The 17,753-nt window shown below is 50.5% G+C and carries 11 protein-coding genes; 5 read left to right on the top strand and 6 right to left on the bottom strand.

The annotated features are described in order from the left end of the window. Positions 1-2: 2 nt before the first annotated feature. The 3 genes from M4J38_RS04640 to M4J38_RS04630 all read left to right on the top strand — a co-directional run bounded on the left by M4J38_RS04640 (position 3) and on the right by M4J38_RS04630 (position 5,482). Complete coding sequence (locus M4J38_RS04640; protein ID WP_251758364.1) at positions 3-3,185, top strand: efflux RND transporter permease subunit; 3,183 nt, start codon at positions 3-5, stop codon at positions 3,183-3,185. Then, positions 3,163-4,602 (top strand): TolC family protein, encoded by a 1,440-nt coding sequence (locus tag M4J38_RS04635; RefSeq protein ID WP_251758363.1) that lies wholly within the window; start codon positions 3,163-3,165, stop codon positions 4,600-4,602. Before M4J38_RS04640 ends, M4J38_RS04635 begins: the two co-directional genes overlap by 23 nt. Positions 4,603-4,684: 82 nt before the next feature. Beyond that, a complete protein-coding gene (locus M4J38_RS04630) occupies positions 4,685-5,482 on the top strand; it encodes a LuxR C-terminal-related transcriptional regulator (protein ID WP_251758362.1) in 798 nt (265 codons plus the stop codon). A gap of 132 nt (positions 5,483-5,614) precedes the next feature. On the opposite strand, the gene M4J38_RS04625 is transcribed toward M4J38_RS04630, so the two are convergent. From M4J38_RS04625 to M4J38_RS04600, 6 genes are all read right to left on the bottom strand, one after another. Continuing rightward, positions 5,615-6,931, bottom strand: a complete 1,317-nt coding sequence (locus M4J38_RS04625) for a DUF4302 domain-containing protein (protein WP_251758361.1) — start codon at positions 6,929-6,931, stop codon at positions 5,615-5,617. Positions 6,932-6,942: 11 nt separating this feature from the next. Next, positions 6,943-8,325: a substrate import-associated zinc metallohydrolase lipoprotein gene (locus M4J38_RS04620; RefSeq protein WP_251758360.1), complete on the bottom strand. Its 1,383-nt coding sequence runs from the start codon at positions 8,323-8,325 to the stop codon at positions 6,943-6,945. A 2-nt stretch (positions 8,326-8,327) separates the two neighbouring features. Next, complete coding sequence (locus tag M4J38_RS04615) at positions 8,328-9,800, bottom strand: RagB/SusD family nutrient uptake outer membrane protein (RefSeq protein WP_251758359.1); 1,473 nt, start codon at positions 9,798-9,800, stop codon at positions 8,328-8,330. 39 nt (positions 9,801-9,839) lie between these two features. Further along, the gene (locus M4J38_RS04610) at positions 9,840-13,478 is read right to left on the bottom strand and encodes a SusC/RagA family TonB-linked outer membrane protein (protein ID WP_251758358.1); all 3,639 of its coding nucleotides are present in this window, start codon (positions 13,476-13,478) and stop codon (positions 9,840-9,842) included. Between the two features lie 216 nt (positions 13,479-13,694). Next, positions 13,695-14,876: a FecR family protein gene (locus M4J38_RS04605; protein ID WP_251758357.1), complete on the bottom strand. Its 1,182-nt coding sequence runs from the start codon at positions 14,874-14,876 to the stop codon at positions 13,695-13,697. Between the two features lie 103 nt (positions 14,877-14,979). Beyond that, positions 14,980-15,612: an RNA polymerase sigma factor gene (locus M4J38_RS04600; protein WP_251758356.1), complete on the bottom strand. Its 633-nt coding sequence runs from the start codon at positions 15,610-15,612 to the stop codon at positions 14,980-14,982. A 134-nt stretch (positions 15,613-15,746) separates the two neighbouring features. Here M4J38_RS04600 and M4J38_RS04595 point away from each other — a divergent pair, with 134 nt between their 5' ends. Further along, positions 15,747-16,259: a PH domain-containing protein gene (locus tag M4J38_RS04595; protein WP_251758355.1), complete on the top strand. Its 513-nt coding sequence runs from the start codon at positions 15,747-15,749 to the stop codon at positions 16,257-16,259. A 215-nt stretch (positions 16,260-16,474) separates the two neighbouring features. After that, complete coding sequence (locus M4J38_RS04590) at positions 16,475-17,689, top strand: ROK family protein (RefSeq protein WP_251758354.1); 1,215 nt, start codon at positions 16,475-16,477, stop codon at positions 17,687-17,689. Positions 17,690-17,753: the final 64 nt, after the last annotated feature.

Below are 17,753 nucleotides of genomic sequence, written 5' to 3'. Positions count from 1 at the left end.
AGATGTTCAAGAAATTCATACAAAGGCCGGTGCTCGCCATTGTGATCTCGCTTGTGATCATATTTATGGGCGCCCTGGCCATTCAAACGCTTCCCGTTTCTCAATTCCCGGCCATCGCGCCGCCCATGGTGGTGGTGAATGTGGCCTACCCCGGCGCCAGCGCGCATGTGCTCGTGGAATCGGTACTTATTCCCATGGAAAAGGCCATCAACGGTACGCCAGGCATGAAATACATGACCTCCGACGCCACCAGCGCGGGGGAAGCAACCATCCAGGTCGTATTTGATCTCGATACCGATCCAAGTCTGGCCATGGTAAACGTAAAGACACGGATCGAACAGGTCACCAACCGCCTTCCACCACTGGTGCAAAGAGAAGGACTGGTGGTGAGTTATACCTCTCCCAACATGCTCATGTACGTGAACGTGTTCAGCCACGATAAAAAAGCGGATGAGAAATTCCTTTACAACTTCGCGAGCGTGAACATCGTGAATGAACTGAGCAGGTTGAAAGGCGTTGGCGCCGCGCGGATCCTCGGCAGCCGCCAGTACGCGATGCGGATATGGCTCAAACCCGACAGGATGCGCGCTTACAATGTTTCGACGGATGAAGTGATGGAGGCGCTGGCCGAACAAAGTGTGATCGGTTCCCCAGGAAGGCTTGGCCAGAGCACGGGAAAAAGATCGCAGTCGCTGGAATATGTGTTAACCTATTCCGGTCGTTACAACAAGACCGAACAATACGAGCAGGTGATCGTACGGGCCACGCCCAACGGTGAAATCCTCCACCTGAAAGATATCGCCGATGTGGAACTTGGCAGCGAGTTCTACGATATTTATTCGAACCTCGACAACCATCCTTCCGCGGCCATCATGCTGAAACAAACTTATGGCAGCAACGCTAGCGAGGTGATCAAAGAAGTGAAAGCCAAGCTGGAAGAGATCAAAAAAACATCGTTCCCGCCTGGCATGGAATACCAGATCAGTTATGATGTGTCGCATTTCCTGGATGCCTCTATCGATAAGGTAATGCACACACTGGCCGAAGCGTTCATCCTGGTGGCCATCGTGGTGTTTCTGTTCCTTGGCGACTGGCGCTCCACGCTGATTCCCACACTCGCGGTGCCGGTATCGCTGATTGGCGCGTTCATGTGCATGAAAATGTTCGGACTCACCATCAACCTCATCACGCTGTTCGCGCTGGTGCTGGCCATCGGCATCGTGGTAGACGATGCCATCGTGGTCGTGGAAGCCGTGCACGCGAAGATGGCGGAAGAGCACCTCTCGCCGTACAAAGCCGTGAAGAAAGTGCTGAACGAGATCAGCGGTGCCATCATCGCCATCACGTTGCTCATGACCGCGGTATTCGTTCCGGTGGCGTTTATGTCTGGCCCCGTGGGCGTGTTCTACCGGCAATTCTCCATCACCATGGCCTCCTCCATCGTGATCTCGTGCATCGTGGCGTTAACGCTCACCCCGGTACTGTGTGCAATGATCCTGAAAGATACGCATGCGCATCCCCGTAAGCGAACGCCCGTGAACCGTTTCCTGGATTGGTTCAACCGCCGGTTCGACGGCCTTACGAACCGCTACACTTCGTTGCTGCGCAGGATTGTGCACAGGCGCACCGTTACTTTTGCACTGCTCCTTGCCTTCTGCGGCGGCATCTGGCTCACCACGCATACGCTGCCCGCGGGCTTTATCCCGGGCGAGGACCAGGGCATGATCTACGCCATCATTCAAACGCCACCCGGCTCCACGCTGGAAAGAACCAATGATATTTCGCGGCAGTTGCAACAGGTAGCCGAACATGTGGAAGGCGTGCAATCCGTTTCAGCGCTGGCAGGTTACGAAGTGCTGACGGAAGGACGCGGTTCCAACGCCGGAACATGTCTGATCAACCTTAAAGACTGGAAAGAACGCAAGCATTCCGCCCGTGAAATCATCGAGGAACTGGAACACGATGCGAAAAATATTCCGGGTGCCACCATTGAGTTTTTCGAACCCCCGGCGGTTCCTGGTTATGGCGCGGCTGGCGGTTTCTCCCTCCGGTTGCTGGACAAAACGAATACCGGTGATTACAAGGAATTCGAAAAAGTGAACGACTCCTTTATGGCCGCGTTGAAAAAGCGGAAGGAACTCACGGGATTGTTCACGTTCTTCGCGGCCAACTATCCGCAGTACGAACTGGAGATCGACAACCAGGCCGCCATGCAGAAAGGTGTTTCCATCGGGAAAGCGCTCGACAATCTTTCTATTCTTATCGGCAGTACTTATGAGCAGGGGTTCATCCGCTTCGGTACTTTCTTCAAAGTATATGTACAGGCTTCGCCTGAATACCGTGCGCTTCCGAAAGATATCCTTGATCTCTATGTGAAGAACAACCGGGATGAGATGGTGCCCTATTCCGCATTCATGAAAGTGAAAAAAACGCAGGGGCTGAACGAGATCACGCGTTTCAACATGTACACTTCTTCGGCGATCAACGGTGCGCCCGCAAAAGGTTTCAGCAGCGGCGAGGCCATCCGGGCCATACAGGAAGTGGCGAAGCAAAACCTGCCCCGCGGCTACGATATAGACTGGCTGGGGCTTTCAAAGGATGAAGTGGAACGGGGCAACGAAGCCTTATACATCTTCATCATCGTGCTGGCCTTCGTATATATGGTACTGGCGGCGCAGTACGAAAGTTTCATCATCCCGCTATCGGTGGTGTTGTCGCTGCCCGCCGGTGTTTTCGGGGCATTCATGTTGCTGAAACTGATGGGCCTTTCCAACGATATCTACGCGCAGGTGGGATTAGTGATGCTGGTGGGATTGCTTGGAAAGAACGCCGTGCTGATCGTGGAGTTCGCGGTGCAGAAGCGACAGGAGGGGGCCACCATCCTGGAAGCGGCGATTGAAGGCGCGAAAGTACGTTTCCGGCCCATCCTCATGACCTCGTTCGCCTTCGTGGCGGGACTCATTCCATTGGTATTCGCCACCGGTCCCGGCGCACTCGGTAACCGAACCATTGGCGCCTCTTCGGCGGGCGGCATGTTGCTGGGTACAGTATTCGGCGTGGTCATCGTGCCCGGATTGTATTATGTATTCGCTTCGCTTGCTGATGGCCGTAAGCTGATTAAGAAAGAAGACGAAGTTCCTTTAACAGAAGAAATGATGCACCATGGTAAAAAGAAAAACCACTAAATATGCAGTGATCGCCTTTCTGGCGATCACTTATACCGCTTGTAAAACACCGGTAATCACCGGGAGAACGGAGGACAAGGCAACACCGTTGGCGTATAACGACAGCACAAGTCCTGATACCGCGAACACGGCTTCCACCAGCTGGAAACAGTTCTTTTCAGATACTTACCTGGTAGCGTTAATTGATACCGCGCTGAAAAACAACCAGGAACTGAACATCACCTTGCAGGAAATCGAGATCAGCCGGAACGAAATCCGTGCACGCAAAGGGGAATACCTGCCTTTTGTGGGGGTGAAAGGCGGCGTGGGCGTAGATAAGGTAGCGCGGTACACCAATATCGGCGCGATGGAGGCCAATACGGAGATCAAGCCGGGGAAAGAGATGCCGGAGCCGCTGGGAGACTTTGGCGTAGCGGCTTATGCCACCTGGGAAGCCGACATCTGGCACAAACTGCGGAACGCTACCAAAGCGGCAGCGCTGCGCTACCTGGCCACCGCGGAAGGGAAAAATTTCATGGTGACCAATATCATCTCCGAAATAGCCGCTTCCTATTTCGAACTGCTCGCGCTCGATAACCAGTTGGCTATCCTGCAACAAAACATTTCGTTACAGGAAAACGCGTTGAAGGTGGTGCGTTTGCAGAAAGAGGCCACAAGGGTAACCGAACTGGCCGTGCGCCGCTTTGAGGCGCAGCTGCTGAGCACACAAAGTATGCAATACACCATTCAGCAGCAGATCGTTGAAACGGAGAACAAGATCAATTTTCTCTGCGGAAGGTTCCCTGGCCGTGTGAACAGAAGCACCATTGGTTTTGATAACCTGGTGCCCGCGACCGTATATGCCGGGTTGCCCGCGCAACTGCTGTCCAACCGGCCCGATATCCGGAAGGCCGAACAGGAACTGGAAGCCGCGAAGCTGGATGTGAAAGTGGCCCGGGCACAATTCTATCCTTCACTGGGTATTTCCGCGGCAGTGGGTTACCGCGCATTTAACCCCGCTTACCTGGTGAAAACACCGGAGTCCTTACTGTATTCCCTTGCGGGGGACCTTGTCGCCCCATTGGTGAACAGGAATGCCATTAAAGCGGCGTATTATTCTTCGAACGCGAAACAGGTACAGGCGGCTTTCGGGTATGAACAAACTATATTGAATGCGTATACCGAAGTGTACAACCAGTTGTCGAAGATCAGCAACCTGGAAAAAACCTACGCGCTGCGCTCGAAACAGGTGGAGGCCCTGGCGCAGTCGGTAGACATCTCCAATAACCTGTTCACCTCCGCGAGGGCGGATTATATGGAAGTATTGCTTACACAGCGCGATGCTTTGGAAGCGAAGTTTGAACTGGTGGAAACGAGGATGCAACAACTGAATGCCGTGGTGAGCGTGTACCGGTCGCTGGGAGGTGGCTGGAAATAAGGTGTCGGTACCGGCGGCGCCGTTATAGCGGCGCTGCCGGGTACCGTCCTTTTCCGTAATTTAGCGGGTATAAACCCTGCGCATGAGCTTACCCGGTAAACAGTCTGAACTGCTGAAGTTCGATGAGATGAAGAAGACCTGGCACCAGATAGCCCGCTATAAAGAAGGTGATCCGGACCCTTCCTTCGAACTGGAAGTGCATAAGAAACTGCTGAACATATTTCACGTAGGCGACTATTTTTATTACATCGTGAACCTCGGCAGGGTGGATATCGAGTTCATGAGCGAAAATGTGACGAAGGTCATAGGTGTTAAGCATCCTTCCGAATATACCGTGGAATACATTTATGAAAATGTGCACCCGGAAGATAAGGGACGTTTCATCTCGCACGAACAGCAGGTAACGGCGTTCTTCAATACCCTTCCCCCGGATAAAGTAATGAAGTACAAAGTGAGTTATGATTACCGCATGCGCCGGACGGACGGTACTTACATATGGATATTGATGCAGACCACCACCATCCAAACCGATGACTCCGGCGCGGTGATCAGGGTGCTGGGCGTTCAAACAGATATCACACATCTAAAAACGGACAACACACCTTCCGGTTTGTCGTTTCTCGGGCTGGAAGGAGAACCCTCTTTCTACAATGTTCCGGTCGATAATATGATGGTATTGCCTTCCCGTGAATTGTTCACGCCCAGGGAAAAAGAGATTTTACGTTACCTCGTACAGGGCTTCACCAGCCAGGAGATTGCGCAAAAAATGTTCATCAGTAAACAAACGGTTGATCGTCACCGTAAGAACATGCTCGCTAAAACGGGCTTGAGGAACAGCCTGGAACTCGTGAACTTCGCGTTGCGAGAGGGAAGGTTATAAAAGAGAAGGACGCATCTTTTGAAAGATACGCCCTTCGTGATTGCTGTTCCGTTTCGGGTTCAGGGTTGATTACCGGCGGAAAAGCTTATGGTGATCCATAGTAGCAACCGACAGGTTTAACAGGGGTTACTTTTATTTCCGGAGTGATCCGTAAAAGAAGGAACTGTTGTCGGCAACACGATACAGCCCCCCGATATTGGTAACATTAGGATTTGTACTTTGAACATAGTCTACACGGAACGGACCGCCGGTGGCGAAGTAGTTCTGGATGTCGATCAATTGTGCTGCCCGCGCTGTCCAGTTGTTATCATACGTTGGATTAGTCAACGTGAGTACCCCGTCTTCGTAAGTGTATTTAAACGTGGCCACTGCCGAAAAAGTTGTGGTCCCATTGTTGTTCCTGGTGGTAACCGTGGCGCTGGTGGAATTGGCGAGGATGAAACGTACATCCACCAGTGTGCGTTTGGGGCTCATCGCCGCGAATTTCGTGACGGAACTCTGGTATACTGCGTTGAAGCCGGATGTGATTCCCGCCGGAAGTCCGCTGCCGATGTACAGTTCGCGGTAGGTTCCGTTGTAGGCGAAGAGTGTTTTCATCGGTAAAATGGGGATGTCATTCTGCTTTATTTCATATCGGGTGCCATCATTGGCGTAGAGCACGAAGATGCCGTTCTCCAGTTTTCCTTTCACGAAAGTGACGCCATTAATCGTGAAGCCGCTGGCGAAGTTGATGCCGATGTCCTCAAAATTGTACTTCCCTTTGATCTGCACCACTTTGCCATCGTTGTCGGTGAATTGGAGTTGGGCGATCTTGTTTGATTTGTCGAGAACGAATTCTATTTTGTTGTTGATGCCTGCAACATTTATGTAGTTGTTCTGGCTCACCGTGAAATAGTCGTTTATGCCGTCAATGTTGTCTTTGAAAGCGCTGCTCAGGTACCGTTGTTTTTCTTCGGCGGTAGCCTTCACCAGGATGAAGTCGTTTCTGTATTTAAAGCCTTTCAGGAAAACTGAATCGGGCGTGCTGCGCACGAATTCGAACTCCACATCACTTTGAAGTCCTGAGCCCGCCGCTCCTCCATAGGATGCCGGGGAAGGATCCTGCAACATGTTGATGTAGTTGTAGGTATCAAAGATGAGCGTGGCGTTCATCACCCACTTGATTCGGAAGGTGGAATTTTGTGATTGTGTAGCCGTTGCGTTGTTCAGGTCAGCGACCATGATGACGTTTTGCGACGCATTGAAATCCATATAGAAACCGTAGCCGCCTTTGGCTGAAGTGGTGAGTGCGCCTTTCCAGCCGTGTTCAGCTTCGAGCAGCCGCGAATTCAGTTCATTGATTCTTGCGGACATTCTTTCTTCAGGCGTTTCATCGAAAAAATGTGTAGTATCCTTTTTGCATCCGCAGAGCAGAAGCGCCGCGCAAAGGAAGTATGTTAGTTTTTTCATAATCAGTTCAGTTAAAATTTGCCATAGATAAAGTTGTCTGACTCTCCTTTTACCACCAGTGCGCCATACTTAAGGTAATTGGCGAACACGGGGAACTCTGGTTCTTTGGGTAGCCAGCTTCCATTGAACGTTTTCGTGGTAAAGTAGTCGCGCAGTGGCGCGAAACCCGCCAGTACCTGGCTGTTCCTGCCGTTGTTGTATTCGGCAACATCAATGGCCTTGTCGATATACTGGAAGGTGATATCTCCTCCTGATGTAGCGTTCATCGTGAAGTCGTACCATGCCGTGTAACTGGTGCCGGAAGCATTGGTATAAAAGCATTGCAACTGCATTTCCGTAGCGGAGAGGAAGGCGATCTGAAAGTAAGCGGGCGTTCTGTTGTTGGCGCCCAACGCTGTTTTAGTGGCCTGCCATACCTGCTCGAATTTTGCCGATTTCCCGAAAGTGGTGTGCAGGTCATCTGAAAAGTTCACGACCAGTGGTTTGGTAATGCGCGCGTTACGCAGCGCGACCAGGAAGTTGTTGGAGTTGTCGCCATATATTTCACGGAGCACCTTCGCCACTTCGTATTGCAGTTCCCTGAAATTGATGTTGAAGAACTGTTTGAAGTAATCCACCACCATGGCTTCTTTTCTTTTCAGCTTCGCCTGCGCGGCGGCGCCTGCCGCTCTCGCATAACCATCATACCATAGCTGGCCTTCCACCAGCAGATGGGCCGTAACTTCCGCGAAATCTTCCGTGTGTACACTTCTGGCGTACCGGGAAACAAAGCCCATGCTTTGTGCTATTTCCGCGGTGTTGGCGGCGTTGGTCCAGTCTTCATCGTATTCCCCTTTGGTGATCTGTTGAAATTCGGGGGGGATGGCCACGATCTGGTTGAGGATATGGGTGAATTCGTGGTGGATGGTGCGCATTTTACGGCTTACCTGTTGCGGTTCAGTAAAATCAAGGTCGTTTAGTTCATACAATACCACGCGGCGCCCGCCGTCGGCGGTTCCCAGTGTGATGGTGCCGTTGGAGTTATACGAAGGGGAACCATACAATACGAATTGTTTGGGTGTATAGGTTTTGATGAAAGCCGGACCGGCAACTTTTTCATACGTTTTTAGAAATATATTAAGGATGGCTTCCACCGTTGGTTTTACTTTTTCCAGTTTGATGGGGGCCACATCTCTGCCCGGATCGGTCAGGTTCCTTTCGAAGCGATAGACCAGCTGGATGTTGTAAGGATTGGTAAGGGTGGTCATGATCCAGTTGTCGAGTTCGGTTTTTACCGGGGAATCAACATTGTACTGTGACATGTCCACGTTGAGCGTCTCCGATTTTCTGCACGACCAGGTGTTGAGGAGAAGAAGCCCTGAAAGGCTTGTTGCTATTATATTTTTCAGTTTCATGATTAGCGGGGATTTAATGGTAAACCTGAAAGTGTTACTTCCTGTGGCAGTTGGAAAGCCCTTCTTTTATCGCCATGTGGGAGTTCCTCGAAAGTTTCTGTTCCGGAGGCGTCAATGTGGTTGTGCCTTACCGTTATTTTATGGCGCAGGATATCCATCCAGCGGATGCCTTCCAGGATGAACGCTTTCTTTTTGGTATCCAGCAGGGTGGCGATAAAGGCTGCTTTGGTATCGGTGAGCCCGGTGTATAGCTTCACTTTTTCAGCGTTGAGTCCGTGTGCGCTAACATTGAAACCCACGATGCGCGACCGGCCGAAATCGTTCAGGTCGTTGATGGCTGCGGTGTAATTTTCCTTTTGCAGGTAGGCTTCCGCTCGGTTCATCAGCGCTTCGTCAACGGTGAGCAGGGGCAGCATGATATAGGGTAATCCTGTTCCCTGGGCTACATTGGTATAGTGGAAGTATTCCAGGTATTTGCCCGGGTTGTAGTTAGGTGCACCCCAACTGAACAATTTTGTTCTGAAAGCGGGACCGAATGCGGTGGGACCTCCATAATGCGTTTTCACCTGCTCTCCGAATCCGTACCTGTTGGCGCCGGCGCCGGAACTGCGGTGGTACACAGAGTAAGTATTGGCCAGCAGCAGGTTGAAGGGGCTTTCCGCTTTGGTATAAACCTGGCGGTGTTCGTCGCTGGTGAGGTTGTACATATTGCCCGCGTACTGCCGGAGGTTGTCGTAGAAATTGTTTTCAGGAAGAATAGCGGAGGCGTGTTCAATCACTTTATCCCATTCTGCTTTGAAGAGGTAAAACCTTGCGGCGAAGGCATTGGCCGCCTGCGGGTTGAAGTGGTATTTCGGTACTTTCCAAACGCCACCTTTCAGCAGTTTCAATCCTTCGGTGAGGTCCTTTTCGATTTGGGTATAAACACTTTGAACGGTCCCACGGTCGTATTCCTTGAACACTACTGTTTCAGGTTCGGTAACATAGGGGATGCCCATGCCGCTGTTGGCGCCGCCCGGTTCATAAGCTTCCGCAAAAAGCGTTACCAGCATGTGGTGGCAGTAAGCCCTGGCAATCAGCGCCTCACCTTTGTATGGCAGCACTTTGTCGCCGAAATTGTTTTCTTCTATCGCTTTTAATGCATGGTTGGCGGAGGCGATGGCGGAATAACAGGCGTTCCAGTATTCGGCGGGTGTGCTGTTGCCCGAACCTGTTGGGTCGCGCCAGAAATAAAGGTCAACGTAGGGTTGCGATTGGTTCGAAGATAAAGCCGCTGTTCTGTCTTCGGAATTATCGGAAGCTGTTTCCGTGAACAGGTAGGTTCTTTGCGGATAAGCAGAAACCAGGAGGCCGGCCACTTTCTCCACAGTAGTGATCTCTGCGCGGTTGTCTGGATTCTCCTCCAGGTATTTGTTGCAGGAAGTGAAGAGTACGCCCAAACACAACAGGCTGTATAATATGGTATTTCTTTTCATCTCTATAATCATTTTAGTGCGGAAGGTTTCCTTCCTCAATTAGAATCCGAGTTTGATGGCCATGGTGTATTGCTTTGGAATGGGCATGGCCACACCGCCGTTGTTGAAAAATTCAGGATCGGCACCGTAAAGGTTCTTATCCGAATACAACAGGGCGATGTTGTTGCCTACAAGGGAAAGTTGCGCACTCCTGATTTTCAAACGTGCCAGCAGTTTTGCAGGAATTTCGTAGTCCAGCGACACTCTTTTCAAACGGATGAAATCACCTTTGGCAACAGCTTGGGTTGAATAGTTGTAAGCGTTGTAAGGATATACGCCGCTTACAATGGTGCCGGTGGCATCATTCATTACCGCATTGGAAACATGGTAAATACCCAGGAGTGAGGGAATATCAGTTATTTTCTCATCACCCGGGGTAAGCCACCTGTCTTTCATCCTGTTCGACATGGTGTACATGTCGGAGTAAGAAGCGGAAAACGCCGGTTGCAAGCGGATCCAGTTTCCTGCGGAGAAAGTAACCAGGGTGGAAAGGGAGAACCTTTTGTAGGAAAAGTTATTATAGAAACCTCCCGCGAAAGTAGCGTCGGTGGGCCCGTGGTATACGAGGTAGTTGTCGTCAGCATCCTGCAGGCGCACATAAGTGGTGGGTACGCCTGAAGCCGACAGGTAAGTGGGATAACCGTATTCCGGATCCAGGCCCGCGAAAGGAATGGAGTACAGTCCGCGTTGCGCATAGCCTACCCGCATACCACCTTCCGCCCTTGCGTTCGCCCAGATGTTCGGGTTGATGTCGAGTTTGGTGATCTCATTTTTGTTGATGGAGAAGTTGAACTGCGTTCTCCAGCGGAATCCTTCGGGAATACGGATCGGGTTACCGGCGATGGTGAATTCAAAGCCGCGTGCCCGCATATCGGCGTAGTTGGCGGTTTTCACGAATTGGCCGCCGATGCCGGAGGTGTTCAGACTTCCAATCAGGTCGAAGGAATTGCGTTGGTACCAGTCGAGGGTAAGGTCGATCTTGTTGAACAATGCCAGGTCGGCCCCGATGTTCAGTTCATACATTTTTTCCCAGGTGAGTTCCGAGTTTTCGAGTCCGCTCAGGAAGATGCCCGATTCGCGTTCATTGTCGTAAGGGCGGTAAGTTACCTGGTTGTAGAATACAGCGGAAGAGTTGCGTGCGTTCCCGATGCTGGCCGTCATACCATAGGTGCCGCGCAGCGTTGCGCCGGATACTACGCTGGCGATGGCGTTGCTGTAAAAAGGTTCGTTGTCGATATGCCAGGCGCCTGAAACGTTCCAGGTAGGGAGCCAGCGCGCCACTTTCGATTTGCCCATTTTGTTGGAACCATCGTAACGTGCGGTGGCGTTGATGCTGTATTTCTCGTTGAAGGAATAAGCGGCACGTCCCATAAATGCTGCGAAACGGTCCTTGCCGTACGACATCCCGAAGTAGGGGTCTCCGCCTTCAATCATCTTTTTGAAGAATCGGTAGTTCGGGTTCACGAGTCCGCCGTTCTCATACTGGTAGCCGATACCTTCATAGTTTGAATTGCGGCGGTCGGTACTTCTCAGTTCCATCGAACCGAAAAAGTTGAAGCGGTGTACATCGTTGAAGGTATTATCGTATTCGATGTTCTGTCTGAAATAGTAGTTCTTCAGGTTGTCGATGGTGGTATTGAAGAAGCCGCCTTCGGGAAGTACAACCACGGGCAGTGAATTGATGTTGTCCGGGTCAACATACAGGTTGATATTGCCCGCGGCGATGGTAGCGTCGTAATCCGCACGGAATGCTTCGGCCATATTGGAACCTTCCAACACATAATGTTCGCGGGTGGTATTGGCGTAACGCAATGCGCCGTCTATGGAATACTCCAGTTTGGGAAGAATCTTGTATTTGATGCCGCCCTGCACCTGGAGGTCAAGGCCTTTCAGGGTGAGGTAGTTGGTGTTCAGTTCATTGATGATGTTGAAAGGAGCGTAGTTCCTGACGAAGAACTCCTGCGCACCATTCTCATCATAAGCAGTCATGAGCCTGCTGGTGTTCAGGGAGTAAGAGTAGGGGTTGATGTCGAAATCGCGGGAATACAATCCGTAAACGGGATCGGAGTTGCGGGTAAGTGTACCTGGCGTGCGTTGGTCCCTGATGGAACCGTTCACCAGTACTTCACCCCTGAACCGGTCGCTCAGTTTAAAGTTGTTCCTGAACTTAGTGGTGTAGCGGCTCACATTGTCGCCTATCGTCATGCCATTATCCTTCATCAGTGAAGTAGAGAAATAGGTTTGTGAAGTGGCCGTTCCGGAGTTCATGCTGATGGAATGTTCCTGGAGCATGGAGTTTTTGAAAAGCACATCGAACCAGTCTGTGTTGGCTTTGGCGTATCTCTCCAGGAACTTCAGCCTGTCTTCCATGGTATTTTTCAGTGCATAAGAATCGGTGGCTTCATCATAATCGTACATCAGGTTGTACATTTTGTAGAAGATGCCGCCGTCTTTTCCCCTTGAAACGCCACTGTGGTTATAGTACCCCTTGTTTTCCAGTTCCAGTAAGGCGGAGAGCTGGTCGGCCGAGTTCATGATATCGAACTGGTTGTAAGTCGGTTTCAGGTAGGTGGTGAAGGTGCCAGAATAGTTGATCTGCGGCTTGCCGTTGGTAATCCTTCCTTTTTTAGTGTTCACCACAATTACGCCGTTCATGGCACGTGCGCCGTACATGGCGGTAGCGGCCGCGTCTTTCAGGATGGTGAACGATTCGATGTCATCGGGGTTGATACCGGCAACGGAAGAACCGATCAGCGTATTGGCGTCTCCGGTAGAAAGCGCTTCATTGGAAATGTTCACCACATCTTCCAGGATGATACCATCCACTACCCAAAGGGGTTTGTTCTCCCCTGTGAGCGAGGTGGCGCCACGTACACGTATCTTGGGCGCCGCGCCGAAGGTGCCGGAAACGTTCTGAACGGTTACGCCGGCCACCTGTCCTTCCAGCATCCGCGAGATGTCTGGAACACCGCTTCTCTCCGCATCTTTGGCATTTACTTTGGTGGAAGCACCGGTGAACATTTTACGGTCAATGTTCTGGTAGCCGGTTACCACCACTTCTTTCATTTTATTTTCCGCTTCCTGCATCACCACGTTTAGCGTAGTGTTGGCGGAAGAAACCTTTACTTCTTTATCGTTGTAGCCGATGATGCTGAATACCAGCGTAGCGTTTTCGGGAACATTCTTTAAGTTGAATTTTCCTGTGGCGTCTGTAGATGTTCCTGTTGAAGTTCCTTTGATGATTACTGAAACGCCTTGCAGCGGCACGCCTTCCCCGGTTTTCACCACACCTGTAATGCCGATATTTTCAGCAATGGCGGGAGAGATGGTGTTTGTGGAGAGGGCTTTTCCAGGTTTTATCACCACGGTGCTGTCCACGATCGTGTAGGTAAGCGGCTGGCCAGCCAGGCATTTTTTCAGGGCCTGCTCCAAAGGGGTGTTGGTGACGGAGATGCTCACCCGCTCTGCGGCTTGTAACATCTGCACATTATACACGAACTGGAAACCTGTTTGCCTGCGCATGTCCAGGAACACTTTTTCCAGTTTCACGTTTTTTTGGTGGATGGTAACGTGTTGTGCCCATCCGCCTGCGGAAGCATGAAGGGTGGCCACTGTCGTCAGCAAAAAAAGCAGTCTCATAATCAATAACGTTTTGGCCGGGAACCGTCCGCGCATGAGGGGGACGCTCCCGTAAGCAGTAATTTTCATACTTTTGGAGTGTTGGTTTTGACGTTTTCCGAATCTTAATTGCGAATGTCGATCCAGCTCGCCGGTAATGCGCCACATTACCGGCTTTTAGGATCTTCTCATGTGTGTTGGCTTATACTATCTCATCAGTTTTGGTTTTCAGTTTTTTTATGGTTGAACAATGATTTTCCCGTTTTCCATGGTAAAATGAACGGCGCCAGTGAGTTCGAGCAGGCCGAGTAGTTTCGATAATTTATCTTTTCTTGAAACGGTGCAGGTGAAATCGAGATCCGCCACGTTTCCTTTAAAAACGATGTCCGTGTCATACCAGCGGGACACCTGACGCATGATCTGCCTGATGTTCGCGCCGTTGAAATGAATCTGTCCGTTCTTCCAGGCTGTTTCTTCTACGATGTCCGCTTTCTCTGCTGAAAGCGATCCGTTGGTATGGTTGAGCACGGCGTGCTCACCCGGCACAAGCAATTGCGGGTGCTTTCCCGGTGTTTCCACTTTCACGGAGCCTGAAACCAGTGTGGTCACAAGCGTGGGTTCATCATCGTAACCCATGATGTTGAATTGTGTTCCGAGTACTGAAACCTGTATGTCTCTGATTTTTACTTCGAAAGGATGGGCTTTGTCTTCCGCCACTTGAAGGTAGGCTTCTCCGGTAAGTTCCACTACTCTTTTATCGCCGGTAAAAGCGGTGGGGAAGCGCAGCGATGAAGCTGCGTTGAGCCATACTTTGCTGCCGTCGGGAAGGGTGATGGCGAATTCTCCGCCGCGGGGTGTGGTAATGGTATTGTAGGCGACGACGGCTTCTTTTGCGGACCGCTGTGCATCGTAAGCCAGGAGTCCGTTCTGCAAACGAACATTGGCGTTGCCCTGCACGGCTATGATGCCGTTCCCGGCGCTGTCCAGCTCCATGGTGGAGCCGTCGGCCAGGGTGAGGATGGCGGTATTGCGGCCCGGATCTTTTTCGGGCTTGGTGGCCGTTTGAGCCAGTTGCGGAGATTTTTCAGACTGGTTAAAAAAGAAGTAGGCCCCTGTTGCAATCAAAGCCAGTAATACGGCCGCGGCATACATCCAGCGGCGGCGGATGGCACGGACAGGGGCGATATTTGTTTTGCCCGGCTTATCCGAAGCGGTGATCTGTTGGAAAATATGCTCGGAAGGTATCGGTTCGTGGCCGGTGGCATTCCGGCTTTCCCCTTCTATCAGCGTGGAGATGTGCGCCATCAGTTCCTCCCGGTCGGAAACGGAGAAAATAGTCTCAAGTTCTTTCAGTTCTGCCGCGGTTATTGTACCCGAGCCATATTGCGTCAGTAAGTAGTTAATCCTGGTTTGGTCCATCAGTTGGAGGGGTTGTGTTATGATCCATGATACCGCACAATGCCGCTGCACGGTATATAAGACTGTGTTCGTGTTAAAACGTCACGACCAGGAAACAGGATTTTTAGAAAAAAAGTAAAACCGAAGAATGAAGACAGAGTAATACGATTGGGCCGTGGCCCGCGGCGATGAGTTGTTCGCGGATTTCCTTTAATGCCGCGGAGAGCTGATTTTTAACGGTACCCACGGGCATATTGAGTTGCTCGGCGATCTGTGCCGGTTTCATATCCAGTTCGCGGTTGAGGTGGAATACTTTCTTTTTCTGCTCGGAAAGTTGCTCCACCGCTTTGTGGATGTTCAACCTGATTTCAGAGAGCGCCGTTCGTTCCTCCGGCTCCGCCGCACCCGAGCCATACAGTATGGACCCGTATAAATCTTTTCGTTGCGCGATCTTCACCTGGCGGGAAAGGTGGTCGATGTATACCCTGGAAGCGACGCGGAAAATCCATGCTTTAATATGTTCAATCTCGGGAAGACGATCCCGGTTCACCCACACTCTGATGAATGTTTCCTGGATGATCTCCTCGATGTCTGCTTCCTGGCGGGTATATTTCTTTAAGAAGGGCTGAAGCAGGGCTGAGTAGTGAAGATAAAATTGATGAAAAGCCCTTTCATCGCCTTCTGCCATCTGCAGCAGCGCTCTTCTCTCATCATATGAAAAATGATCGGGCAATAAACGGCTTTTTGTGATGTGCAAATATGGGAAAAAACGAGAACCATGAGGAAAGAATACGATGAGCGGTTGATAAATATCAAAATAACAACCAAATAACAACCGCTCATTTTCCCCGCCCGTTATATATTCCTACCTTGCCAACTCAAATACATGGAATGGGTTTTGCGTCAACGATGGATGCCAGGGCTAAGCGCACCACACTTCTTATCATATCCTTACTTTCCGGAGCCTTACTGGTTTCCCTGAGCTGGACATTTGGCGCCCATTTTATAATTTATCCCTTCTTATTTATCGCCACTATCGTTTTGCTTTTTTCCCTGAGATTAAGAAAGAACGCAGGACTCAGCTTTGTGCATGGTGCCATAATGTTGAAAACGCCGTTTTCCAGGCGAAGGATACCCCTGCAACAGATAAAGGCCGTGTCGGAACTGAATGGCATAGAACTGGCCCATGCTTTACATGGCTCCGCCAGATTCGGATTCCTGGGTTACAGGGGATTGCTAAAACACGATAAGTTTGGCCGTATTACAAGTTACGCCACCCGCCGCGACAATGGTGTGGTGCTTCACCTCCACAATGGGGAAACCTTACTGCTCACTCCCGATGAATGTCCAAAGTTTCTTTCCCTGCTTCGCCTCGTAAAAGGCAATACACTCTCCGCCGCCTGAATTGTTGAACCATCCCGCAGGAAACCCTTGCGGTTTCTAAATTTCATAGGTGTAAATTCCTGCGCTTCGTATATTACTGTAACTATTTCAGAACCCTGTATTTTGAACTGATCTTTTTAAAGTGGCGAAAACTTTATAAAATTTTTAAGAAGTTTTTGTTACTTTAATGAAAACCTTTTAGATTTGGTTTAAAATATAATAAACTAAACCCCTTCATGAATCCCAAGAAATTGAAATATAAAAGGGAGGTTGTTAGTAAACTATATTTTTCAGGTGAATTGTCATCTACCGATCTGAGTAAGCTGATAGATAAGAGCATTCCGCTTACCACCAAGATACTGGGAGAACTGATTGAAGAAGAAGTGGTACTGGAAACGGGACATGCTTCTTCCACAGGTGGCCGGCGGCCGGTGATGTACGCATTGAAGGAAGATGTGTATTATATCGTATGTGTGGCATTGGATCAGTTTGTGGCGCGCATTACCATCACCGATATGCAGAACAGGTTTGTGAAGCCGGTGGAAAAATTTGAACTGGCGCTGCCGAGAAATCCTGATGCGCTGGAGGCCCTTACGGATTGTATCAAAGAATACCTTTCCACCAGCGGTATCTCCAGGAAGAAGATTATAGGAATAGGTATTGGCATGCCGGGTTTTGTGGACGCGAAGAAAGGGATCAATTATTCCTTTATGAAAACAAGGGGGAAGTCCATCTCCCAAACCATTTCGGAAGCAACAGGGTTACCGGTATATATAGACAACGATTCGAGTTTGATCGCGTTGGCGGAACTGAGGTTCGGAGCTGTGAAGCACAAGAGCAACGCGATGGTGGTGAACATTGGATGGGGTATAGGTTTAGGCATGGTATTGAACCGTTCCCTTTTCAGAGGGCAGGAAGGTTTCGCGGGAGAATTCAGCCATATCCCCTTGTTTCAGAACGGTAAAATGTGCAGTTGCGGTAAAACCGGTTGCCTGGAAACGGAAACCTCCTTGTTGGTGATCATCGAAAAAGCGAAGAAAGAACTGGAAGCGGGAAGAACCTCGATGATGCAACTGATGCCCATGGACCATTACGAGCAGGCAAGCGAGACGATCATCTCCGCAGCAATTGAGGGTGACCGTTATGCCATTGAATTGTTTTCAGAAGCGGGTTATAACATTGGACGAGGACTTGCCATACTGATCCACCTGTTGAATCCTGAAGTAATTGTATTGAGCGGCAGAGGCGCGTCGGCTGGCAAAGTATGGTTAGCGCCCATGCAGCAGGCTTTGAACGAGCACTGTATTCCGCGACTGGTGATGCATACAAGCATGGAATTGTCTACGCTGGGGTACAATGCCGAACTGATTGGAGCCGCCGCCCTGGTGATGGAAAATTATGAGAGCAGGGATGTAAAAAAGAGTTTGAATGCCGATATAAGTGTAGCCTGATTTTGTTGGCGGATTCCCCTGATAGAGAAAATTTGTGAAGAACACCCTCGTGCCATACCGCATT

The organism is Parasegetibacter sp. NRK P23 (assembly GCF_023721715.1).
Taxonomy (GTDB): Bacteria; Bacteroidota; Bacteroidia; order Chitinophagales; family Chitinophagaceae; genus Parasegetibacter.
The sequence above is the reverse complement of the archived record's forward strand: the minus strand, read 5'-3'. Positions and strand labels throughout refer to the sequence as shown.